This is a genomic window from Streptomyces albidicamelliae (genome assembly GCF_025642175.1).
Classification (GTDB): Bacteria; Actinomycetota; Actinomycetes; order Streptomycetales; family Streptomycetaceae; genus Streptomyces; species Streptomyces albidocamelliae.
Genome location: NZ_CP106795.1, coordinates 5,223,673 through 5,247,336 on the forward strand (window position 1 = coordinate 5,223,673; position 23,664 = coordinate 5,247,336).

A 23,664-nucleotide genomic window follows, 5' to 3' on the forward strand; every position below is an offset into this window, starting at 1 on the left:
ACGTATGTCCCGAAAGGGGCTCCAGGGCGGACCCCGGAATTTTTCGCCCCCCGATTCGGTCACTATAGAAGCCGCCGATCGCACCCGAGGACGCGGGGGCGCCGACTTACCGAGGATTGAGTCTTGACTGACCAGTTGCGACTGATGGCCGTTCACGCGCACCCCGACGACGAGTCGAGCAAGGGTGCGGCCACCATGGCTAAGTACGTGTACGAGGGGGTGGACGTGCTGGTGGTGACCTGCACCGGCGGAGAGCGCGGGTCCATCCTCAATCCCAAGCTGCAGGGGGACTCGTACATCGAGGAGCACATCCACGAGGTGCGCAAGAAGGAGATGGACGAGGCCCGGGAGATCCTCGGCGTCAAGCAGGAGTGGCTCGGCTTCGTCGACTCGGGGCTGCCCGAGGGCGACCCGCTGCCGCCGCTGCCCGAGGGCTGCTTCGCGCTGGAGGACGTCGACAAGGCGGCCGGTGAGCTGGTCAGGAAGATCCGCTCCTTCCGTCCGCAGGTGATCACCACCTACGACGAGAACGGCGGCTACCCGCACCCCGACCACATCATGACCCACAAGATCTCCATGGTGGCGTTCGAGGGCGCGGCGGACACCGAGAAGTACCCGGAGGCGGAGTACGGCCCCGCCCACCAGCCGCTCAAGCTCTACTACAACCAGGGCTTCAACCGTCCCCGCACCGAGGCCCTCCACCAGGCGATGCTCGACCGCGGTCTGGAGTCGCCGTACGGGGACTGGCTCAAGCGCTGGAGCGAGTTCGAGCGCAAGGAGCGGACCCTGACCACGCACGTGCCGTGCGCGGACTTCTACGAGATCCGCGACAAGGCGCTGATCGCCCACGCCACGCAGATCGACCCCGACGGCGGCTGGTTCCGGGTGCCGCTGGAGCTCCAGAAGGAGGTCTGGCCCACCGAGGAGTACGAGCTGGCGAAATCCCTCGTGGACACCTCCCTCCCCGAGGACGACCTCTTCGCGGGCATCCGGGACAATGCCTGACATGAGCGCAAGCGTGAGCCTGGCAGTGACGCACCTCGCCCCCCTCGCCAAGGAGGTCGACGAGAACAAGGTCACCCCCGGCGTCCTCGGTTTCATCGTGTTCGCGGTGATGGCCCTGGCCGTGTGGGGCCTGATGAAGTCGATGAGCAAGCACATGCGGAAGGTCGACTTCAAGGAGGCGGACCCCTCCGGCGAGGAGACCGCGGAGGCCGCCGAGGCCGAGGCCGTCGGCGGGGCGAAGCCGCGGCGGAACTGAGGCGTCGCACCCGACCGGTCCGGCCCCGCCGGACCGGTACGTCGCCGTTCGCCCAGAGGCGGTCAGCCGCCCGCGCCGGCGCCGCCCGGTCACCGGGGCGCCGGTACCGCCACCCCCATCACCTCGCGGGCGTGTCGGTTCGGGGTCATGCCCAGCCGCCAGGCCTGCCAGCCCGCCTCCAGCTGGACGCCCCGCTCCAGCGGCAGGGCGTACGCCGAGACGTACTCGGACAGCTTCTCGTCGCGCAGCGGATGCGCGGCGCGGGCCAGCTCGGCCAGCTCCTCCTGGGCGACCGCCGTGCCCACCTCCACCCCGCCCGGTGCCGCGTACGGCAGCAGGGTGCAGCGCAGGAAACGGGCCCAGTCCTCGCCGCGCCGGTCCCCGTAGGACGCGAACAGGGCGAGGGCCTCGTCGCACAGGTCCAGCGCCTGCTGCGTACGCGCGTTGCCCGCGTCGACCACCGCCAGCTCCAGGCAGGTCCACGCCTCGCCGTGGGCGACCCCGATGCGCTGGAAGTCGGCCCGCGCGTCCACGAGCAACTGCCGGGCGAAGCCGGAGTTGCGCAGCGAACCGGTCTGCACCGCCCGCTGGTCCCGGGTGACCCGGGCCGAGTGGTGCCGGGCGCACGCCAGGCCGTACACGTCCCGCATCCGGGAGAACATCGTGCGGGACCGCTCCAGCTCGCGCACCGCCTGGTCCAGGTCCCCGGTCTCCTCCAGCGCCTGCCCCAGGTAGTACAGCGTCCACGCCTCGCCGCGCGCGTCCTCGTTCTCCCGGTGCCGGGCGGCGGCCTGCCGGAGGTCGTCCACGGCGGGCGAGGCGTCGCCGTCCACGAGCCGGGCCCGCGCCAGCTGGGTGAGCGCCCAGGCCTCTCCGCGGGCGTCCCGGGTGCGGCCGTACAGCTCCAGGGCGGCCCGCAGCTCCGTCTCCGCGCGCGGTACGTCGCCCATCCGCAGCGCCAGCTGGCCGAGCTGGAAGTGCGCCCAGGCCTCGCCGTGCACCGAGCCGCCGTCGCGATGCAGGACCAGGGAGCCGGTGAGCAGGTCCAGCGCCTCTGCCAGCCGGGCACGGTCCCGCTCGACCGCGGCGAGCGCGTGCATCGTCCACGCCCGGTCCGTGGCCAGCTCCGGCGCCGCCTGAAGCGCCAGTGACTCCCGCAGCCTGGCCGCCGCCTCGGTCAGGTTGCCCTGGTGGTGCAGGGTGATCCCGAGGGAGGTCAGGGCGCGGGCGGCACCCGCGTCGTGGTGCGCCTCCCGGTACAGGTCCACGACCGAGGCCAGCGTCGTGCGCGCCTTGTCCAGTTCGCCCAGCTGCCGGGCCGCGATGCCCGTGCGCCACTGCACCGAGCGCACCAGCAGCCCCTCGTCCACGGCCTGCGTCAGCTCGCTGATCTCGCCCAGCCGATACAGGTCGCCGCGCAGCAGGCAGTAGTCGCACAGCGCGCCGAGCAGGTTCAGCACGGCCGCCTGGTTCACGCCCTCCGCGTGGCGCAGGGCCGCCGTGATGAAGCTGGACTCGTCGTCCAGCCAGCGCAGCGCCTCGTCGAGCGAGGGGAAGCCGTGCGAGCCGAACTGGTGGGAGCGCGTCGACATGTTGCCGTCGACGAGACGCAGCACCGAGTCGGCCAGCTCCGCGTAGTTCACGATCAGCCGCTCCTGCGCCGCCGCGCGCTCGGCCGGGTCCTCCTCGTCCGCCAGCCGGGCGAGCGCGAAGGCGCGCACCAGGTCGTGCAGCCGGTAGCGGCTGCCGCGCACATGGTCGATCAGCCCGGCCCGCGCGAGCGCCGTCAGATGCCGGGTGGCCTCCGCCTCGTCCGTGGCGAGCAGGGAGGCGGCGGCCGCCGCGCCGAGCGAGGCCCGCCCCGCGAGAGCGAGCCGGCGCAGCAGCCGGCGCGCCGGCTCCGACTGGTCGGTGTAGCGCAGCCACAGGGCACGCTCCACCGGCTCCACCGGCCCGTACGCGCCCAGGTCCGTGGCCAGTTGCCGGGGCGAGCGCGGGCCGAGTGCCGATCCGGCGATCCGCAGCGCCAGCGGCAGGCCCCCGCACAGCGCGCGCACCTCGTCGGCGGACTCCGCGTCATAGGGGCCCGACGCGTCCTCGGCGACGGTGCTCAGCAAGTCCTCGGCGCCCGCCGCGTCCAGTGGCGCCACCGCGAGCCGGTGCACCCAGGCCGGCAGGTCCGCGGGGAGGTCCAGGGCCGTCCGCGCGGTGACGAGCACCAGGCTGTCGGACCGCTCCGGCACCAGTGCCCGCACCTGCTCCGGATCGGAGGCGTCGTCCAGCACGATCGTCACCGGCAGGCCCGCCAGATGCTGGTGGTACAGCTCGCCGAGCCGCTTGACCTGCTGGTCGAGGGAGGAGCGCTCCCGGAACAGCAACTGCTCGCGGGGCGCGCCCAGCCGGTTGAGCAGGTGCAGCAGGGCGTCCCGGGTGGACAGCGGCGCCTCCCGTCCGCCGCCGCGCAGATCGACGACCACCGCGCCCCGGAAGTGGTCCCGCAGATCGTGCGCCGCGCGCACGGCGAGCGTCGTCCGGCCCGAACCGGGCTCGCCGTGCAGCACGACCACCGTCGGCCGGGTCTCGGTGGCCGCCCGGGCCGCCTGCGCCCACTGCCTGATCCGGCCCAGCTCCGGCCGGCGGCCCGCGAACGGGCCGTCCGGCTGCGGCAGATGCCCGAAGGACTGCTCCAGCACCGTACGCCTGCGGGCCGCCGCGCTCTTGTCCGCGCCGCGCAGCGCGGGCCCGGTCGGCTTCTTCGGGCCGGTGGAGGCGCTGATCACCCGCTGCTGGTCGAGGAACGGACGGATGCCCCGCACCTCCAGCGCGGTCAGCCACTGCAACCGCAGCTGCTCCGGCCCGCCGGGCTGGCCGGCCGCGCCCGCGCGGTGATGGGCGGCCGGCACATGGGAGCCGGCCACCTTCACCACCGTGGCCGCGGCGCCCACCACGCCGGCGATCGCACCGGCGCCGACGGCCGTCCCGGTGCCGGTGCCGAGGGTCAGGTCGGCCACCGCAGCGGCGACCGCGGCGACTGCCGCCACCATCAGGGCGGTTCCGGCGCCCGCGCGGGCGTACCGCTGGCCGAAGGTCAGCCGGTCCGCCTCGGCCTCGTCCAGCGCCCGGGTGTAGGCCTCGTACTCCTCGCCTGCCGTCCCCGCCATCGCGTCCAGTCCGCCGCGCGCCCGCGACAGCAGCAGCTGACCGTCGATCCGGCCGCCCGAGCGCCGTACTTCCTCCTCCACGGCGCGCGCCAGCAGCCGTTCGGCTTCCGCCCGATGGTCGTCCCGCATGTCCCGTCCCCCTCCGGCGGCAACTCCTTCGCGTACGAGTGTCCTTCGGGCGGAGCGGGAACGCGAGGGGGCGGTGATCAGGGGAGGGTGAGGGTTTGGTGCCAACTCCCTCACCGGCGGGCGGCTTTCGCGGTTCCGACAGGGCCAGCGCCACGCACGCCGCGGCCAGGGCCGCCTCCGCCACGGCACACGCGAGGGCCTGCGCGAGGTCGCCGCCCGACCGGGCCGTCGTGATGTCGAACCAGGCGTCCAGCACCGCGACGGCCGCCGTGGCCGAGGCGGTGAGGCGGGCGCGGGGGTCGGTGCGGAGGCCGAGCAGGGCCGTCGTGGCGCAGCCCGCCGTCATGAGGGCGTCGAGCCCGATCCAGGCCAGTGACCAGTGGCGGACCTCGGTGCTCGCCGGGAGGGTCAGGGCGAGCACCACCGTCCAGGCCACCAGCAGGGCGGCGCCCACCGCGAGCAGGACCAGGGTCCACCGTTTCTGCGGCACCTCGAACGTCTTCACCACGGCCCCCGTCATGTCGTCCTGCGTCTTCGCGCTCTCGCCTTCGCACGTTCCGTCTCCACAGTAGACCGCAGAGAAAATTCTGCAAAGAAATCTCGGCAGACATCGGGGACGACTCAGGGTCGGTCCTCAGGGTTACCGTGGCCGCATGACCGACGGCCTGCCCGAGATGACCAGCCTGGAGCGCACCGCTCTCTACAAGTCCCTCGGCAACCCGCTGCGCCGCCGCATCCTCGAATACCTGGGCCGGCACGGCGAGGCGAACTCCACCGTGCTCGCCCGAGAACTCGGCGAGAGCTCCGGCACCACCAGCTACCACCTGCGCAAACTCGCCGAGCAGCGGCTCATCGAGGAGATCCCGGAGAAGTCCGCCGGCCGCGAGCGCTGGTGGCGGGCGCTGCCGTTCAGCCACACCACGCCCGACCCCGCCGCGATGTCCCCGGAGGAGTACGCGGCCGCCGCCCGGCTCGCCCACCTCAAGATCGAGTTCGACACGGCCCTGTACCGCCGCGCGCACGAGGAGTACCGCGGCCCCGACGGCTGGGCCCAGGTGCAGCGCCACGGCACCTGGATGACCAGGGAGGACCTGCTCGCCTTCATGGAGGACTACCGCGCCCTGCTCGACCGGTACGGCCACCGGCGCGAGGAGGCACCGCAGGAGGCGCGCCCGGTGCTGGTGCGTCTCTACGCGGTGCCGGAGCCCGTGGGAGAGTGGAACGGTGAACCGACTGGCCCATGAGACGTCCCCGTATCTGCTCCAGCACGCCGACAACCCCGTCGACTGGTGGCCCTGGTCGGCCGAGGCCTTCGACGAGGCCCGCAGGACCGGCAAACCCGTACTGCTGAGCGTCGGTTACAGCAGCTGCCACTGGTGCCACGTCATGGCGCACGAGTCCTTCGAGGACCGGGCCACCGCCGACTACCTCAACGAGCACTTCGTCAGCGTCAAGGTGGACCGCGAGGAGCGTCCCGACGTCGACGCCGTCTACATGGAGGCCGTCCAGGCGGCCACCGGGCAGGGCGGCTGGCCGATGACCGTGTTCCTCACCCCGGACGCCGAGCCGTTCTACTTCGGCACCTACTTCCCGCCCGCCCCCCGCCACGGGATGCCTTCCTTCCGGCAGGTGCTGGAGGGCGTCCAGCAGGCGTGGACCACCCGGCACGACGAGGTCAGCGAGGTCGCCGGGAAGATCGTGCGCGACCTCACCCAGCGCGAGCTCAGTCACCAGGGCACCCGGCCGCCCGGCGAGCAGGAACTCGCGCAGGCGCTGCTCGGCCTCACCCGCGAGTACGACCCGCAGCGCGGCGGATTCGCCGGCGCGCCCAAGTTCCCGCCGTCCATGGTCCTGGAGTTCCTGCTGCGCCACCACGCGCGCACCGGCGCCGAGGGAGCCCTGCAGATGGCGGCGGACACCTGCGAGCGCATGGCCCGCGGCGGCCTCTACGACCAGCTCGGCGGCGGCTTCGCCCGCTACTCCGTCGACCGGGACTGGGTGGTGCCGCACTTCGAGAAGATGCTGTACGACAACGCCCTGTTGTGCCGGGTGTACGCGCACCTGTGGCGGGCCACCGGCTCCGACCTCGCCCGGCGGGTCGCGGTGGAGACCGCCGACTTCCTGGTGCGCGAACTGCGCACGGACGAGGGCGGTTTCGCCTCCGCGCTCGACGCCGACAGCGACGACGGCACCGGCCGGCACGTCGAGGGCGCCTACTACGTCTGGACGCCCGAGCAGCTGCGCGCCGCCCTCGGGGACACCGACGGCGACCTCGCCGCACAGTACTTCGGGGTGACCGACGAGGGCACCTTCGAGCACGGCCAGTCAGTCCTGCAACTCCCGCAGACCGAGGGTGTCTTCGACGCCGAGAAGGTCGCCTCCGTCAGGAGCCGGCTGCTGGCGGTGCGGGCCGGACGGCCGGCGCCGGGCCGGGACGACAAGGTCGTCGCCGCCTGGAACGGCCTCGCGATCGCCGCGCTCGCCGAGACCGGCGCCTACTTCGACCGGCCCGACCTGGTCGAGGCCGCCCTCGGCGCCGCCGACCTGCTCGTCCGCGTCCACCTCGACGAACACGCCCGCCTCGCCCGGACCAGCAAGGACGGCCGTGTCGGCCCCAACGCCGGTGTCCTGGAGGACTACGCCGACGTCGCCGAGGGCTTCCTCGCGCTCGCCTCCGTCACCGGCGAGGGCGTCTGGCTCGACTTCGCCGGACTGCTCCTCGACCACGTGCTCGCCCGCTTCACCGACCCCGAGGACGGCGCCCTCTACGACACGGCCTCCGACGCCGAACAGCTCATCCGCCGGCCGCAGGACCCCACCGACAACGCCGCCCCCTCCGGCTGGACCGCCGCGGCCGCCGCCCTGCTGGGCTACGCGGCGCACACCGGCTCCGAGTCCCACCGGACCGCCGCCGAGCGGGCGTTGGGCGTCGTCAAGACCCTCGGGCCGCGCGTCCCCCGCTTCATCGGCTGGGGCCTGGCCGCCGCGGAGGCGCTGCTCGACGGTCCCCGCGAGGTGGCGGTCGTCGGCCCGGCGCTGGACGACGAGCGGACGGCCGCCCTGCACATGACCGCGCTGCTGGGCACCGCGCCCGGTGCCGTCGTCGCCGTCGGTACCCCGGACAGCGACGAGTTCCCGCTGCTCGCGGACCGTCCGCTGGTGTCCGGTGAACCGGCGGCGTACGTCTGCCGCAATTTCACGTGTGACGCCCCCACCACCGACCGGGGGCGGCTGCGCACGGCACTGGGTCACTGACCTGCGGGGTGAGCGGGGCCTGCGGGATGCCTGATTTGAGCGGGTGTTCGGATAGGCCCCGTTAATCGCACCACCGTTCCGAAACACGCTATTTATCGGAACAGTGCCCGCATTTCACAGAACCCCCCTAGTCTCTCCACGGTGGCACGGCGGGTGAAGCGAACCGCCGTGCGCTCAGGGGGTTTTGGGGATCTGGGGGGATCTTTTTGCTGACGTCTGTCTTCATCGCTGCCGTCTCACTGGCCTTGTTCTGGATGGCGGCCTTCACTCTGTGGTGGCAGATGCACGCGTGGCGCACGCCCGAAGTGCTGGCCTCCACCCGGTTCGGCAGACCGGACGGGGACGAACACCTGTCGTTCTCCCTGCTCCTGCCGGCCCGGCACGAGCAGGCTGTGCTCGACCACACCATCCAGCGGCTGCTGGAGTCCACGCACACCGACTTCGAGATCATCGTGATCGTCGGGCACGACGACCCCGAGACCGCCGCCGTCGCCGAGCGGGCCGCCGCCCGCGACCCGCGCGTCCGCGTCGTCGTCGACACCCACGAGAAGAAGAACAAGCCGAAGGCCATGAACACGGCGCTGCCGCACTGCCGCGGCGACGTCGTCGGGGTCTTCGACGCCGAGGACCAGGTCCACCCGGAACTGCTCGCCCACGTCGACCACGCGTTCCGCACGACGCGGGCGGACGTCGTCCAGGGCGGCGTCCAGCTCATCAACTTCCACTCCAGCTGGTACAGCCTGCGCAACTGCCTGGAGTACTTCTTCTGGTTCCGCTCCCGGCTGCACCTGCACGCGCAGAAGGGGTTCATCCCGCTCGGCGGGAACACCGTCTTCGTACGGACCGACGTCCTCCGGGAGGCGGACGGCTGGGACCCGGACTGCCTCGCCGAGGACTGCGATCTGGGCGTGCGCCTGTCCAGCGTCGGCAAGAAGGTCGTCGTCGCCTACGACTCCGACATGGTCACCCGTGAGGAGACGCCCGGCTCGCTGATGTCGCTGCTGAAGCAGCGCACCCGCTGGAACCAGGGATTCCTCCAGGTGTACCGGAAGAAGGACTGGAAGCAACTGCCCGCCCTGCGGCAGCGGCTGCTCGCCCGGTACACCCTGATGACACCGTTCCTGCAGGCCTTCTCCGGCGTGATCATCCCGCTCAACGCGGCCGTGGCGCTCTTCCTCGACGTGCCCGTCGGCATCGCCTTCCTCACCTTCCTGCCGCTGGTCACCGCCGCCGTCACCTTCGTCTTCGAGGTGGTCGGACTGCACGACTTCGGCAAGCAGTACGGCCTGCGCGTCCGCCTCGTCCACTACGTGAAGCTGATCGTGGGCGGCCCGTTCTACCAGGTCCTCCTCGCCGGCGCCGCGATCCGTGCCGTCTGGCGCGAGCAACGCGGGCGCAACGACTGGGAGTTGACGACGCACGTCGGCGCGCACCTCGCCGCGGCCGAGCCGATCCGAGAGGACGTTCCCGCGTGACCTCCACCCTCCCCGCGGTGACCGCCCCGAAGGTCCCCGCGCAGCACCCGCCTGTGCCGGAATCCGGCCCGCCCGGCCGCACCGGCCCACCGCGGCGGCTCCGCTCCTCGCGCCCCGACCTCCTCCTGTGCGGTGTGCTGCTCCTGGCGATCCTCGTCGTCCAGGGCTGGAACATCGCCGACTACCCGACCCTCAGCGACGACGAGGGCACCTACCTCGCCCAGGCCTGGGCCGTCCAGCAGGGCAGGGGCCTCGCCCACTACACCTACTGGTACGACCACCCGCCGCTCGGCTGGGTCCAGATAGCCCTGCTCAGCTGGATCCCCTCGGCGGTCAGCCCCGGCTCGATGACCGTCGGCAGCATGCGGATCACCATGCTCGTGATCAGCGCCGTCAGCGCGGTCCTCGTCTACGTCCTCGGCCGCCGGCTCGCCCTGCCCCGCTGGGCCGCCGGACTCGCCATGGCCCTCTTCGGCCTCTCCCCGCTCGCGGTCGTGCTCCAGCGGGAGATCTTCCTCGACAACATCGCCGTGATGTGGCTGCTGCTGGCGTTCTGCCTCGCCGCCTCGCCCAGCCGCCACCTGTGGCACCACTTCGGCGCGGGCCTCGCCGCGGCGGCGGGCGTGCTCACCAAGGAGACGATGCTCGTCGTCCTGCCCGCCCTGTTCGTCACCATGTGGCGGCACAGCCACCGCGACACCCGCAAGTTCGCCCTCACCGGCGCCGTCACCGCCTGCACCCTGATCGGCCTCTCGTATCCGCTGTTCGCGCTGCTCAAGGGCGAACTGTTCCCCGGCGCAGGGCACGTGTCGCTGTGGGACGGCATCACGTACCAGATGTCCCGGCCCGGTTCCGGCTTCATCCTCGATGCGGACTCCGGCTCGTACGGCGTCCTGCACTCCTGGCTGTACTACGACCGCGTCCTGCCGATCGGCGGCCTCGCGGGCGCGCTCCTGCTGCTCGTCACCTGGCGCTGGTCGGTCACCGCCCGCGCCCTCGCCGGTCCGGCCCTGACGGTCGCCGTGCTGGCCGCCGTGGCCATGCGGCCGGGCGGCTACCTGCCCGCCATGTACGTCATCGGGGCACTGCCCTTCCTCGCCCTGGTCCTCGCGGGCGGCACCGCATCCGTCGCCCACGCGGTGCTGCGCCGCCGCCGCTCCGCCGCCGAGGCGCGCCACGTCACCGGCGGACGGTACGCGCTCGCCGCCGCCCTCGCGCTCGCCGCCGGCGCCTACGTCGTACCCCACTGGTACGACGGCGACCGCACCGCCGTCACCGCCGACGCCAACAGGCCCTACCGCCAGGCGTCCCACTGGCTCTCCACCCGGGTCGCGGACCCCGAGGACACCCGGGTCCTCGTCGACGACGCCCTGTGGCTCGACCTGGTCCACGCCGGGTACCGGCCCGGACTCGGCGCGATCTGGTTCTACAAGGCGGACCTCGACCCGGCGGTCACCAGGACCATGCCGCACGGCTGGCGGGACCTCGACTACGTCGTCGCCTCGCCGACGGTCCGCCGGGACGCCGAGGACCTGCCCAACGTCCGCGCCGCCATCCGGCATTCGACACCGGTCGCCACCTTCGGCACCGGACCCGACCGCATCGAGATCCGGCGGATCCGGACGGCCGCCGCGGGAGGCGCACGATGAGCAGCAGCCACGAGTACACCGCACCCGTCCCCGGGATCGACGCCGTCGAGGTCCCCGAGCCCGGCGCCGTCACCATCGTCGTACCGACCTTCAACGAGTCCGCGAACGTACGGCGGTTGCTGCGGCTGATCACCGAGTCGGTGCCCGCCCGGCTGCCCTGCGAGGTGGTCTTCGTCGACGACTCCACCGACGACACCCCCGAGGTGATCCGCGAGGCCGCCCAGGACTGCCCGTTCCCGGTGGCCGTGCTGCACCGCGACGAACCCGTCGGCGGGCTCGGCGGGGCGGTCGTCGAGGGGCTGCGGGCGGCGACCTCGGAGTGGATCGTCGTCATGGACGGCGACTGCCAGCACCCGCCGTCCCTGGTACCGGAACTGGTCGCCACCGGCGAGCGGGCGAACGCCGGACTCGTCGTCGCCTCCCGCTACCTCGACGGCGGCAGCCGGGCCGGACTCGCCGGCAACTACCGGGTGGCCGTCTCGCGCGGCGCGACCTGGCTGACGAAGGCGCTCTTCCCGCGCCGGCTGCACGGCATCAGCGACCCGATGAGCGGCTTCTTCGCCATCCGGCGCAGCGCCGTCACCGCCGACGTCCTCAAGCCGCTCGGCTACAAGATCCTCCTCGAACTGGCCGTCCGCAGCCGCCCCCGCCAGGTGGCCGAGGTGCCCTTCGTCTTCGAGGACCGGTTCGCGGGCGAGTCCAAGTCCTCCGCCAGGGAGGGCCTGCGCTTCCTGCGCCACCTGGCCGGGCTGCGCACCGCCTCGCCCGTCGCGCGCATGGTCGGCTTCGGCCTGATCGGCGCGAGCGGCTTCGTGCCGAACCTGGCCGGCCTGTGGGCGCTGACCGCCCTGCACATGCACTACGTCCCCGCCGAGATCCTCGCCAACCAGCTCGGCGTCGCCTGGAACTTCCTGCTCATCGAGCACCTGCTGTTCCGCGACCGGCGCGCGCACCGACGCTGGTGGGACCGGCTCGGCCGGTTCGCGCTGCTCGCCAACGCCGACCTGGTGCTGCGCATCCCGCTGATCGCGCTGCTCGTCCACCGGTTCCACCTGGGCGCGCTCCCCGCCACCGCGCTCGCGCTGGTCCTGACCTTCGTTCTGCGCTTCGTGGGGACCGAAGCGCTGGTGTACCTCCCGCGCCGCCGCGGGGCCCGTACGACCGCTGGGAGAGCCGTGTGAACACCCGCCGCAGACGGACCGCGCTGGCCGGGGTAGGTGCCCTGACCGCCGGCCTGATCCTCACCTCGCCGCAGCACGCCGAGGCCGCCAACCTCGTCCAGAACCCCGGCTTCGAGACCGCCGGCACCGACGACATGCCGGCCTGCTGGGAGAAGTCGGGGTGGGGCGACAACGACTTCACCTTCCAGACCGTCGCCGACGCGCACTCCGGCACCAAGGCGATGAAGGTGACGCTGACCCGGCGCACCGAGGGCGACCGCAAGGCGCTGATCACCGAGTCCGCCGCCTGCGCGCCCGCGGTGAGCGTGGGCAAGCAGTACGACCTCGGGCTCTGGTACAGGACGACCACCCCGGACGCCAACATCACCGTCTTCCGGCACGACGCGACCGCCGGCTGGCAGTACTGGACCGACCTCAAGACCCTCGACATGGCGTCGGCCTGGACGAAGGCCACCGTGCGCACGCCCGAGGTGCCGGCCGGCACCGACCGCATCACCTGGGGCGTCTCCGTCTACGGCACCGGTTCGGCGACCACCGACGACTACACCATGGACCAGGTCCCGGACGTGGTCCCGCCCGCCCAGTGCACCGGCACGAGCACCCAGTGCGCCGACGGCAGCTGGTCGGTGCTGCCGACCCAGAACCCGGTCCGCTCCATGCACTCCGTCGTCCTCAACAACGGAAAGGTGCTGCTGATCGCCGGTTCCGGCAACAGCGAGGCCAACTTCGACGCGGGCACGTTCACCTCCGCGGTGTACGACCCGGCGAAGGGCACGTACAAGGTCGTTCCGACGCCGAAGGACATGTTCTGCGCCGGACACGTGCAGCTCCAGGACGGGCGAGTCCTCGTCATGAGCGGCAACAAGGCCTACCCGGTCGCGGGCGGCCACGGCTACGAGGGGTTCAAGGACTCGTACGTCTTCGACCCGAAGACCGAGACCTACAGCAGGACGAACGACCTGAACGACGGGCACTGGTACCCGTCGGCCACCGAGCTCGGCAACGGTGACGTCATCTCCTTCGGCGGGCTCCGCGAGGACTCCACCGGCTCGGTGACCGCCGAGCTGTGGTCCGACAAGGACCAGCAGTGGCAGCCGCTGTGGAAGGTGAACCAGACCTGGTCGTACTGGGGTCTGTACCCGGCGATGATCCTGATGCAGGACGGCCGCCTCTTCTACTCGGGCAGTCACGTCTTCGGCAACAACATCCCCGGCACCGGCTCGGCGGTCTACGACTACGGCGCCAACACCGTCACGCAGATCCCGGGCCTGCGGAACAAGGACCAGCGGGACCAGTCGGCGAGCGTGCTGCTGCCCCCGGCGCAGGACCAGAAGGTCCTCACCCTCGGCGGCGGCAACATCGACTCCAACCCGGACGCGAACCGGCTGACCGACGTGATCGACCTCAAGCAGGCGAACCCGTCGTACATCGCCGGCCCGCAGATCCCGCAGGGCAAGGTGGACCTCGGCAACGGCAAGATCGCCGAGACCGGCGCCCAGGGCAAGATGTACGTCTCCGCGGTGCTGCTGCCCGACGGCAAGGTGCTGGAGACGGGCGGCGCCCTGCACAACCGCGCCGACCCGGTGTACGAGTCCTCGATCTACGACCCGGGCGGCAACACCTTCGACCCGGTGGCCGCCGACCCCGAGTCCCGCGGCTACCACTCCTCGGCGTTCCTGCTGCCCGACGGCCGGGTGATGGCCACCGGCGACAACCCGGGCAACGGCACCTGGAACCACAACGTGTCGATCTACACCCCGCCGTACCTCTACAAGGGCACCCGCCCGACGATCACCTCGGTGATCAACCAGGAGTGGAAGTACGGCGACACCCAGCGGATCACGGTCGACCGGCCCGTCGCCAAGGCGGAGCTGATCCGCCCGGCCGCGGTCACCCACTCCTCCGACCCCAACCAGCGCTTCGTCGACCTCCCGCTCTCGGTGAGCGGCAACAACGTCGACCTGAACGTGACGAACAACCCCAACCTGGCGCCTCCCGGCTGGTACATGCTGTTCGCGGTGGACGCCAACGGGGTGCCGTCGGTGGCCAAGTGGGTGCACCTGACGGGGCCGGCGGCGCTGAACGCCAAGGCGGCCGCCCCGCACGTCCACTCCTTCGCCGACGCCCTGTCCGGCAAGGTCTCCGGCCCCGGCAAGAAGCGGACGTCGCAGCCGGTCAGCCCGACCATCTCCGGCTGCGACCGGCACTACGGCTCGGTCAACGTGTGCGTGCCGACCGTCTTCCCGCCGCAGGTGAGGAGGACGGCCGCGGCCCGCTGCACCTGGCTGCGGCAGAACCACTACGGCCGGCTGAGGGTCAACGGCGGCGACGACCCGCTGGGCCTGGACCGCGACCGGGACGGCACCGCGTGCGGGAAGGGGGACGTGAGGCGCTAGCGGGCGTCACGTTCCGCCGCCGAACCGGGTCAGGGCGCGTTCCACGATGGCTTCGAGCTGCTCGTGGTGCGCGCCCTTCCAGTAGGCGCGGCCGCACGCGGTGCACTGGGCGAAGACGTCGTACGAGCGTTGCGTGCCGCCCTTGAGCTGGTCGGCGACCTCTTCCTTGGTGGCCTGCCGCAGCGTGCCGTTGCAGGCGGTGCAGCGGGTCCACGGGCGCAGGTCGGGCGCGAAGCGGTCGAGGACGTCGCTCAGCTGGTCGTCGGGGCGGGTGCTGTAGACGAAGGCGCCGGCCCACAGCTCGCGGCGGCGCAGCAGGCCCCGGTCGCGGCTGAGCATGACCCGCCGCTCGGCCGCCGAGCGGGCGGCGAGCGCGGGGTCGCCGATGTCGGTGGACTCGTAGGCCGTGTCGACGCCGAGCAGGCGCAGACGGCGGGCCAGGGTGCCGAGGTGCACGTCGAGCAGGAAGCGGAGCGGGGCCCCGGGCACCTGTTGCGGGCGTGCCACCGGGCGGACCGCGATCCGCTCGCCGGCCTTCGGGATGTGCGAGGCCGGCACCTCGCGCCCGTCGACGAGGAGTGTGCCGACCTCGGTGAGCGGAACTCCGAGGGACTCGACGACGTGGCCGAGGGTCGAGACGCCGTCCGTGGCCAGGGCCGTGGCGCCGGCACGGCGGGCCTGCGGGACGAACAGGTGGAGTGCGGAGGCGACTTCGACGTGGATCTCGGTTCCGTTCACCTCGTCAGGATGGCACGGCGTGCACCGCGGACCCGAACGGGTTTTCACCGCGCGGGCCCGCGGGAGCCGGGCGGCTGCTCGGTGGCTCCGCGCACGAGCAGGGTGACGGTCATCCCCGTCACCGGCCGGCTCCAGGACGTGCGGTACTGCGCCCGCAGGGCGTCGGCCTGCCCCTGGTTGATCGCGGTCAGCGGGTCGGGGTCGTTGCCCTGGGTCAGCAGCCAGACGCGCTGCTCGCCCTTGAGGCACCGGGCGGGCGCGGGGCAGTCGAGCGTGTACAACTGGTCGATCGCGCCGGGGGCTTTCGAGAGGAAGACGTCGCGCATCCTCAGGCCGCGGGGCAGGTAGTACTGGACTCCGCCGTCGAGCTTCCAGGTGCTCTCGCGGTCGTAGACCACCGCGTCGCCGGGCTGGTGGTGCAGTCGGACCACATCGGCCGCGGCGGCGTAGTCGAGGGGGACGGGCGCGTCGTGCTCGAAGGGCTGCCGCATGCGCGCCTGGTCGGGCAGCGTGAGGACCGCCAGCGCCACGAGGACCGCGGCGGCGGCCTTCCAGGAGCGGCAGACCGCGGTGAGACCGGCTCCGGCGAGAAGGGTCCAGGCCGGGAGGGTGAAGAGCAGGTAGACCTGGCGGAAGTAGGAGACGTCGCCGTGGGAGTTCAGCCAGACGACGACGGGAGGGACAAGGGCCCAGACGGCGCACACGAGGAGCGGGGTCCTGCGGGGCGAGCGGGCCAGCACGGCCAGGGTGATCAGCGCTCCCGCGGTCAGCGCGGAGGCGAAGACGTCCTGCCAGACGGAGATGAGCGCCCATCCGTCGGGCTTCGGCACCCAGTACAGCTGGCGCTGGGCCTGGGACCGGCCGAGGAGGACGAGCGGGGTGAGGCAGGCGGCGGCGGGCAGCAGGGCCAGGGCGGGTTTCCACCACAGGGAGCGGTCGCGCCGCGCGTGGGCGGCGATCAGCAGGACGTGGGCGGGTACGACCGACAGCGCGATCAGGTGCAGAAGTCCGACGCCGGGCAGCGCGAGTGCGTAGGCGGCCCATCGCCAGGGACTGCGCGGGGCATCGAGGGCCCGCAGCAGCAGCAGGGTCGCCAGGGCGACGGCGAGCATGACCCAGGCGTAGCTGCGCGCCTCCTGGCCGTAGCGGCTCACCGCGGGCAGCAGCGAGAAGAGGGTTCCGGCGGTCAGTCCGGCGCGGCTGCCGAAGAGCCGGCCGCCGAGGAGGGCGACGACCGACGCGGTTCCGGCCACGGCGAGAAGCGAAGGCAGCCGCAGGGAGACGGTGGAGTCGCCGAAGAGTCCGACCCACGCGTGCATCAGCAGGTAGTACGTCCCGTGGACGGCGTCCACGTGTCGGAGGGTGGCGAGGATCCGCCCCGTGCCGCGGTTCACCATGTCCCAGGTGACCAGCTCGTCCCGGCCCAGCAGGGAGTCGGTCAGGCCGAAGCTGGTCACGGCGGCCGTGAGGACGAACGGCACCAGCCACAGCCAGGGCCCTGTCGGGCGACCGCCGGATCCGGCCGTTTCCGCCCTCTGGATCTCGTCGCGGGGGGAGGGAAGAGGCGCGGTGACTGCCATCGAGATCTCCTGAGCCCCGCAAGGGGACAAGGCCGTTGGGTGTCTGTTTCCATGCGGTCGCCGAGGTGGCTCACCGAGGCGCCGCGCCGGCGGGCACCGCTCATCGGCGCAGGCCCGCGGAGCGTGCTCAGGACGACGGTGAGCGGGGCGCATCGCGCTGTCGTGGCTGATCGTCGCGAACCTATACGCCGGTGAACGCCATGGGTGCGCAGACACGCCCTGCCGGGGGCCGAAGGTACGGACGGCCCGGCGTCGTCATGCTCCGGGGCGCCGCGTGGCGGACGTGCCGTCGTTCACGTCCCACACCCAGGCGCCGCCAATCAGGGTGCCGTCCCGGCCCAGGAGCTGTCTCAGGGTCTGGTAGAGAGGCGGAGCGTTGAACCCGGGCGCCAGCACGACGACGCCCGCCTTCCAGTACGACAGGTCCGCCTCGGCCTCGGCCCGCTGCCGCGGGCCGATCTCCGGGACCTTCCCACTCGTGTACACGGTCCCGAGCAGCCTGTAGGTGGGGCGGGGCTCCGGGTTGTAGTTCCCGACGTGCGCGGGGCCGTTGGGAGCCATGAAGTAGCCGCCCGGCATGGTGAAGGCCATGCGGGTCGCGGACTGCCAGTGCTGCGACTCGGTGGTGTACGAGTGGGCGAGCGGTACGGGGACGACGGTCTGGCCCTCGTCGACGTACCGGCGCCAGGTCCCGTCGGCGATGAAGTCGGGTACGGCCGGCCGGACGTTCACGGGGTACGGGGTGGGCACGATGGGCAGCAGGGCCGCGGCGACGGCGACGAGGCCCGCCGCCTTCAGCCGCGGCTCTGACGAGGCGGTGATGCGGTCCACCGCCAGTGCCACGAGCACGCCCAGTACGGGAGCGCACACCATGCCGAACCGGCTCTCGATCACCGAGCCGAACAGGGGCAGGTCGAGGATCAGCCGCCATGGGCCCGGCAGGACGATGTGGGTGCCGGGGACCTGGATGCGCGGTCCCATGGAGAGCACCGCGCCACCGATCGCGGTGCACACCAGTGCCTTGACCAGCGCCCTGTGCCACAGGCGGACGGCGATCACGAGGGCTAGCCCGGCGAGGGGCCAGCCGTAGAAGGCGTTCTGTTCGAGGCGGTTCACGGCGAACCGGTCCGCGATCGCCTCGTTGCCGGCCAGTGATCGTCCGGCGAACTGCAGGAAGGAGAGCGGGCTGTTGACGACGACGCCGTAGCCATGCGGCACGTCCGTGTAGCTGCCCGGTCCGAGGAACTGGACGTACAAGGGCCCCGCGACCAGCGGCAGGACCATGGCGAGTGCGATCGGGAGGCCCTTGCGCAGGGGCCGCGCCGCCTCCCGTGCCCGCCCGGGGTCAGCGAGGGCGTAGGCGGCGGCGAACAGCAGCATCCCCACCGCGGCGATCAGGAGGACCTCCTCGCCGATGAAGATCTGGTAGGCCGTGAACAGCCCGAGCAGCACTGCGTCGCGTACGACCCGGTCGCCCCGGCACAGGCAGAGCGCCCGGTCGACGATCAGCGGGATCATGAACAGTGCCGTGAAGTTGGGGTGGGCGTTGCCGTGGCTGATCATCGGCGGAGCGAAGGCGGCGAGTGCCGCGCCGACCGCGGCCGCGGGACGGCTGCGCACCGCCCACCGGCCCAGCACCCAGTACCAGGCGATGCCCGTTCCCGCGAGCCCCCAGGTCAGCACCAGCGCGTAGGTCACGGTCGGCCCGAACGCCAGCGTGATCGGAGTGAGTGGCACGGTCAGGCCGAGCATGACCGTGTTGGCCATCAGGTTCACCCCGTCGGGGAATCCCTGGACGGTGGTGAAGAACGGGTTGTGGAGGTGGGCGATGTTCTCGGCGGCGATCGCCATGAACCACTCGGCCTGGTTCTGGTCGCCTCCGGAGTCGGTCAGATACCCGTGGGCGAGGTCGCTCCACAGGTTCACGTAGAGGAGATGGGCGGCGAGCAAGAAGAGGGCGGCGACGGCGGCGTCGAAGGGCCGGACGCGACGGGTGATCGTCCCGGTGACGCGTCGGAGTTGGCCCGGCGGCCGTTGCCCGGGGACGGTGGTGTGTTCGGCTGTCGCCACCGAGGTCCGGTCCGGCTGTTGTCCGACGGTGGTCATCTGCGTCCGCCTCCGAGTCGATACGCCCCGCTGCGAGGGTTTCTGTCCCCCATGTCCGGCGTCGGACACCCTAGAGGGCGGCCCGCGCCGGACGGGCGAAGCACGCCGCGTCGGCTGTCGCCGCCGGGCGGGGCCGCTATGCGGAGCGCACCAGGAGCGCCACGGTCAGGCCGCTGGGGCGGTCCGCCCCGTACGCCCTGTAGTGGGCGCGCAGCGCCGCCGACTGGTCGGCGGGCAGCCCGTTCAGCGGGTCGGCCGCGTTCCCGCTCACCACGAGCCAGACCCGCTTCTCGCCGGCGCGCAGGCAGGCGGCGGGCTCCGGGCACTGGACGGCCGCCAAGTCGTCGCGTTGGACGGGCGATTCGGCGAGGAAGACGTCCCGCAGTCGCAGATTCCGCGGCAGGTAGTAGCCGACGCCCAGGGAGAGAGCCTCCTCCTGCGTCCTGTCGAAGACGATCGCGTCGCCGGGGACGTAGTACCTCTGGATGGTCCGCGCGGCCCCCGCGAAGTCGGGGCCGCCTGCCCAGTAGTGCCCGAGCGGCTCCCTGAGCGACCGCTGATCGGGCGCCGTGAGCACGGCGAGGACCGCCAGGGTCGAGACGAACACCCGCCGGGACCGGGCCGCGGCGGCGAGTCCCGCCCCGGCGAGAACGGCGAGCGCGGGCAGAGTGAAGAGCATGTACCGGAAGTAGAAGTACGAGACGTGCCCGTGGGAGAGCGCCCAGACCAGCAGGACGGGTGCCACCGCGGACACGGCGCAGAAGACGACGGCCGTACGGTGCTCCCGGCACGCCACCAGCGCCAGCAGCAGCACCGTTCCGGCGCACAGGCCGGAGTAGAACAGTTGCGACCAGACGTCGATCAGACCCGAGGCGCCCGGCTCGGCGATCCAGTAGATCTGCCGGACGGTCTGCGACCGGCCCAGCACCACCACCGGTGACAGACAGACGACGGCGAGCGGGACCGCGAGGCCGAAGCCCAGCCACACCCGGCGTTCGCGCCGCGCCCGCATGACCACGAGAGCCAGGTGCCCGACCACGCAGGTGAGCGCCAGCAGGTGGAACAGTCCTACGGCCATCAGCCCGAGGGCGTACCCGGTCCACCGCCACGGGCTGCCCGGGCGGTCCAGGGCCCGCAGCAGCAGCAGCGAGGCGAGGGCCACGGCCAGCATCACCAAGCCGTAGGGGCGCGCCTCGTGGGCGAACCGGCTCACTCCGGGGATCAGGGCGAACAGCAGGCCGCCGGCCAGTCCGGCGCGGTGGCCGAACAGCCGTTGCCCGAGCAGCGCCACGCAGACGGCGGCACCGGCCATGGCCAGGGCGGAGGGCAGGCGCAGGGAGGTGGCCGAGTCGCCGAACAGCGTCCGCCAGCCATGGAGGAGCAGGTAGTACGTACCGAGCACCGCGTCCACGTGCCGCACCGTGGCCAGCACCTGTCCGGCGCTTCGGCCGGACGCGTCCCAGCTGGACAACTCGTCGCGTCCCATCAGCGGTTGGCCGATGCGGTACGTGCCGACCATCAGCGTGACCATCGACGGCCAGAGCCACAGGCCGACCGGTGTGGTCCAGCGGCGGTGCCCCGCACCCGGGTCGGGAACGTCGCTGGAGTCCTGAGTCGGAGGGGCGAGAAGCGTCATGCGGACAGCCATAGCGGCGCGGCCGGGCGGGGCCCGGCCGCGACCCGCTGCGACGGTCCGCTTTCCCCTGTTCGGATGAGCGGTGGCCGGGGGCGCTACGCGTGCTGGTAGGCCACCAGCGAGATGCCGACGTAGTGGACGACGAACGCGGCGAGGGTGAGGGAGTGGAAGACCTCGTGGAAGCCGAACCAGCGCGGTGACGGGTTCGGCCGCTTGATGCCGTAGACCACGCCGCCGGCGCTGTAGAGCAGGCCGCCGACGATCACCAGGACCAGGACGGCGATGCCGCCGGTCTGGAGGAAGTCGGGCAGGAAGAACACGGCCGCCCAGCCCATGGCGATGTAGCAGGGTGTGTAGAGCCAGCGCGGGGCGCCGACCCAGAAGACCCGGAAGACGATGCCGGCGGCCGCGGCGGCCCAGATTCCCCAGAGCAGCCACTGGCCCTTGCTGTCGGGCAGGAGCAGCATCGTCAGCGGGGTGTAGGTGCCGGCGATGATCAGGAAGATGTTGGCGTGGTCCAGGCGGCGCAGGACACCGTCCATCCGCGGGCTCCAGTTGCCCCGGTGGTACAGCGCGCTGACGCCGAAGAGGAGACAGGCCGTCAGGACGTAGATGCCGCAGGCGATGCGGCCTCTGGTGGAGTCGGCGAGTGCGGTGAGCACGAGGCCCGCGATGAGCACGGCCGGGAACATGCCGAGGTGCAGCCAGCCGCGCAGACGCGGCTTGACCGGATGCGGCAAGGAGAGCGCGACCGGACCGCGGCCGTCGGCCGGCGTGTCCATGGGCGCGTCGGAGGCGGACGCAGTCATGGCGGCATGGTACCTACGCCGCCGTAAGTCGTCGCTCTGTGCCGCTCGGCCGAAGGCGCCATGGCAAAAAGTCCTTCAGTTGAACCCAACGTGGACGCAAAGATTCGCGGAAACCGTGGGATTCCTCACGTCGCTCACCTGTGATGCCCTCTGGACAGATGGGCACTAGAATCGGATGATCAAATGAGTGCGGTCGGCACCGGATGAGCAGCTACGAAGCGTCCGGGTCGCGGCCCCCACGGGGCGAACAAGACAAAAATCCCTCTTTTAGGAGCAATCGTGGCGCGCGACATCGCGGCTCCCACCGTCGTCCCCACCAACCACCAGGAACTGATCTCGTGGGTCAACGAGATCGCCGAACTGACCCAGCCGGACAGCGTGGTCTGGTGCGACGGCTCCGAGGCTGAATACGAGCGACTGGCCGAGGAGCTGGTGGCGAAGGGCACCTTCAAGAAGCTCGACCCGGTCAAGCGCCCGCACTCCTACTACGCCGCCTCCGACCCGACCGACGTCGCGCGCGTCGAGGACCGGACCTTCATCTGCTCCGAGAAGGAGGCGGACGCGGGCCCCACCAACCACTGGAAGGACCCCGCCGAGATGCGGGAGATCTTCGCCGGTGAGAAGGGCCTGTTCCGGGGCTCGATGCGGGGCCGCACGATGTACGTCGTCCCGTTCTGCATGGGCCCGCTCGGCTCCCCGCTGTCCGCGATCGGCGTGGAGATCACCGACTCCGCCTACGTCGCCGTGTCCATGCGCACGATGACGCGCATGGGCCAGGCCGTCCTCGACGAGCTGGGCGACGAGGGCTTCTTCGTCAAGGCCGTCCACACCCTCGGCGCGCCCCTGGAGCAGGGCGCGCAGGACGTTCCGTGGCCGTGCAACTCCACCAAGTACATCTCGCACTTCCCCGAGGACCGCGAGATCTGGTCCTTCGGCTCCGGCTACGGCGGCAACGCCCTGCTCGGCAAGAAGTGCTACGCGCTGCGTATCGCCTCCGTCATGGCGCGTGACGAGGGCTGGCTGGCCGAGCACATGCTCGTCCTGAAGCTGACCCCGCCGCAGGGCGAGGCGAAGTACGTCGCCGCCGCCTTCCCGTCCGCGTGCGGCAAGACCAACCTCGCCATGCTGGAGCCCACGATCTCCGGCTGGACCGTGGAGACCATCGGCGACGACATCGCCTGGATGCGCTTCGGCGAGGACGGCCGTCTCTACGCGATCAACCCCGAGGCCGGCTTCTTCGGCGTCGCGCCCGGCACCGGAGAGCACACCAACGCCAACGCGATGAAGACCCTGTGGGGCAACGCGGTCTTCACCAACGTGGCGCTCACCGACGACGGCGACGTCTGGTGGGAGGGCATGACCGAGGAGGCCCCGGCCCACCTGACCGACTGGAAGGGCAACGACTGGACGCCGGCCTCCGACGTTCCGGCCGCCCACCCCAACGCCCGCTTCACCGTCCCCGCCTCCCAGTGCCCGATCATCGCGCCCGAGTGGGAGGACCCCAAGGGCGTGCCGATCTCGGCGATCCTCTTCGGCGGCCGGCGCGCCAGCGCCGTGCCGCTGGTGACCGAGTCCTTCGACTGGAACCACGGCGTCTTCCTCGGCGCCAACGTGGCCTCCGAGAAGACCGCCGCGGCCGAGGGCAAGGTCGGCGAGCTGCGCCGGGACCCGTTCGCCATGCTGCCGTTCTGCGGCTACAACATGGGCGACTACATGGCCCACTGGGTCGACGTGGCCAAGGACAAGGACCAGTCCAAGCTGCCGAAGATCTACTACGTCAACTGGTTCCGCAAGAACGACGAGGGCAAGTTCGTCTGGCCCGGCTTCGGTGAGAACTCCCGTGTCCTGAAGTGGATCGTGGAGCGCCTCGACGGCAAGGCCGAGGGCGTCGAGACCCCGATCGGCGTCCTGCCGACCAAGGAGGCGCTCGACACCAAGGGCCTCGAACTCGCCGACGCCGACCTCGACTTCCTGCTGACGGTCGACAAGGAGGTCTGGCGCGAGGAGGCGGCGCTCGTCCCCGAGCACCTCAACACCTTCGGCGAGCACACCCCGAAGGAGCTGTGGGACCAGTACCGCGCCCTGGTGGAGCGCCTGGGCTGACGCCCACCACGAACTCCGCGGCCGGTTTGGATGTGCCCTGACCAGCGATCGTCACGACCGGCCGCGGACATGAACGCGCAAGGGCCCCGCACAAAGGTGTGCGGGGCCTTTCGCGTCGTCGGAAAAGGCGGCCTGACGAGGCGTCACATCGACTTCGCAAAATACTCACGTCCCCCTTTCGGAGG

15 protein-coding genes are annotated in these 23,664 nt (G+C 71.8%); 9 read left to right on the forward strand and 6 right to left on the reverse strand.

The annotated features are described in order from the left end of the window. Positions 1-123: 123 nt before the first annotated feature. Entirely contained in the window at positions 124-1,005 is an 882-nt protein-coding gene (gene mca, locus N8I86_RS24020) for a mycothiol conjugate amidase Mca (protein ID WP_073889051.1), read from the forward strand. After that, complete coding sequence (locus tag N8I86_RS24025) at positions 998-1,261, forward strand: hypothetical protein (RefSeq protein ID WP_263278673.1); 264 nt, start codon at positions 998-1,000, stop codon at positions 1,259-1,261. The genes mca and N8I86_RS24025 overlap by 8 nt, the downstream gene beginning before the upstream one ends. 89 nt (positions 1,262-1,350) lie before the next feature. Here N8I86_RS24025 and N8I86_RS24030 read toward each other — a convergent pair whose 3' ends face one another. Next, a complete protein-coding gene (locus tag N8I86_RS24030) occupies positions 1,351-4,551 on the reverse strand; it encodes a tetratricopeptide repeat protein (RefSeq protein WP_263278674.1) in 3,201 nt (1,066 codons plus the stop codon). A gap of 653 nt (positions 4,552-5,204) precedes the next feature. On the opposite strand from N8I86_RS24030, the gene N8I86_RS24035 reads away from it, so the two are divergent. The 6 genes from N8I86_RS24035 to N8I86_RS24060 all read left to right on the forward strand — a co-directional run bounded on the left by N8I86_RS24035 (position 5,205) and on the right by N8I86_RS24060 (position 14,507). Then, a complete protein-coding gene (locus N8I86_RS24035; protein ID WP_073889057.1) occupies positions 5,205-5,795 on the forward strand; it encodes a winged helix-turn-helix domain-containing protein in 591 nt (196 codons plus the stop codon). Then, positions 5,776-7,806 carry a thioredoxin domain-containing protein gene (locus N8I86_RS24040; RefSeq protein ID WP_263278675.1) on the forward strand — a complete coding sequence of 677 codons (2,031 nt, stop codon included), beginning with the start codon at positions 5,776-5,778 and terminating at the stop codon, positions 7,804-7,806. The genes N8I86_RS24035 and N8I86_RS24040 overlap by 20 nt, the downstream gene beginning before the upstream one ends. Before the next feature lie 206 nt (positions 7,807-8,012). Then, positions 8,013-9,281, forward strand: coding sequence for a glycosyltransferase (locus N8I86_RS24045; RefSeq protein WP_073889060.1), 1,269 nt, complete (start codon positions 8,013-8,015; stop codon positions 9,279-9,281). Continuing rightward, the gene (locus N8I86_RS24050) at positions 9,278-10,930 is read left to right on the forward strand and encodes an ArnT family glycosyltransferase (RefSeq protein ID WP_123436851.1); all 1,653 of its coding nucleotides are present in this window, start codon (positions 9,278-9,280) and stop codon (positions 10,928-10,930) included. Before N8I86_RS24045 ends, N8I86_RS24050 begins: the two co-directional genes overlap by 4 nt. Then, the gene (locus tag N8I86_RS24055; RefSeq protein WP_123436850.1) at positions 10,927-12,111 is read left to right on the forward strand and encodes a glycosyltransferase; all 1,185 of its coding nucleotides are present in this window, start codon (positions 10,927-10,929) and stop codon (positions 12,109-12,111) included. Before N8I86_RS24050 ends, N8I86_RS24055 begins: the two co-directional genes overlap by 4 nt. Next, positions 12,108-14,507 carry a galactose oxidase early set domain-containing protein gene (locus N8I86_RS24060; RefSeq protein ID WP_263278676.1) on the forward strand — a complete coding sequence of 800 codons (2,400 nt, stop codon included), beginning with the start codon at positions 12,108-12,110 and terminating at the stop codon, positions 14,505-14,507. The genes N8I86_RS24055 and N8I86_RS24060 overlap by 4 nt, the downstream gene beginning before the upstream one ends. Before the next feature lie 6 nt (positions 14,508-14,513). Here the strand turns inward: N8I86_RS24060 and N8I86_RS24065 are convergent, their stop codons facing one another. From N8I86_RS24065 to trhA, 5 genes are all read right to left on the reverse strand, one after another. Further along, positions 14,514-15,245 (reverse strand): Mut7-C ubiquitin/RNAse domain-containing protein, encoded by a 732-nt coding sequence (locus N8I86_RS24065; RefSeq protein ID WP_263278677.1) that lies wholly within the window; start codon positions 15,243-15,245, stop codon positions 14,514-14,516. Positions 15,246-15,289: 44 nt separating this feature from the next. Further along, positions 15,290-16,825: a glycosyltransferase family 39 protein gene (locus N8I86_RS24070; protein WP_263278678.1), complete on the reverse strand. Its 1,536-nt coding sequence runs from the start codon at positions 16,823-16,825 to the stop codon at positions 15,290-15,292. A 255-nt stretch (positions 16,826-17,080) separates the two neighbouring features. Next, positions 17,081-18,931, reverse strand: coding sequence for a glycosyltransferase family 2 protein (locus N8I86_RS24075; protein ID WP_263278679.1), 1,851 nt, complete (start codon positions 18,929-18,931; stop codon positions 17,081-17,083). Between the two features lie 136 nt (positions 18,932-19,067). Next, positions 19,068-20,567, reverse strand: coding sequence for a glycosyltransferase family 39 protein (locus tag N8I86_RS24080; RefSeq protein WP_263278680.1), 1,500 nt, complete (start codon positions 20,565-20,567; stop codon positions 19,068-19,070). 95 nt (positions 20,568-20,662) lie between these two features. After that, positions 20,663-21,376, reverse strand: a complete 714-nt coding sequence (trhA, locus tag N8I86_RS24085; protein WP_263278681.1) for a PAQR family membrane homeostasis protein TrhA — start codon at positions 21,374-21,376, stop codon at positions 20,663-20,665. Positions 21,377-21,655: 279 nt separating this feature from the next. On the opposite strand from trhA, the gene N8I86_RS24090 reads away from it, so the two are divergent. Further along, on the forward strand, positions 21,656-23,479 hold the full coding sequence (locus N8I86_RS24090) for a phosphoenolpyruvate carboxykinase (GTP) (protein ID WP_263278682.1): 1,824 nt from the start codon (positions 21,656-21,658) through the stop codon (positions 23,477-23,479). The last annotated feature ends 185 nt before the right edge of the window (positions 23,480-23,664 follow it).

Coding starts and splice junctions, on each gene's coding strand:
- N8I86_RS24080 (WP_263278680.1), bottom strand. CDS start 20,567: ATGACGCTTCTCGCCCCTCCGACTCAGGACTCCAGCGACGTTCCCGAC.
- trhA (WP_263278681.1), bottom strand. CDS start 21,376: ATGACTGCGTCCGCCTCCGACGCGCCCATGGACACGCCGGCCGACGGC.
- N8I86_RS24075 (WP_263278679.1), bottom strand. CDS start 18,931: ATGACCACCGTCGGACAACAGCCGGACCGGACCTCGGTGGCGACAGCC.
- N8I86_RS24055 (WP_123436850.1), top strand. CDS start 10,927: ATGAGCAGCAGCCACGAGTACACCGCACCCGTCCCCGGGATCGACGCC.
- N8I86_RS24025 (WP_263278673.1), top strand. CDS start 998: ATGCCTGACATGAGCGCAAGCGTGAGCCTGGCAGTGACGCACCTCGCC.
- N8I86_RS24070 (WP_263278678.1), bottom strand. CDS start 16,825: ATGGCAGTCACCGCGCCTCTTCCCTCCCCCCGCGACGAGATCCAGAGG.
- N8I86_RS24030 (WP_263278674.1), bottom strand. CDS start 4,551: ATGCGGGACGACCATCGGGCGGAAGCCGAACGGCTGCTGGCGCGCGCC.
- N8I86_RS24035 (WP_073889057.1), top strand. CDS start 5,205: ATGACCGACGGCCTGCCCGAGATGACCAGCCTGGAGCGCACCGCTCTC.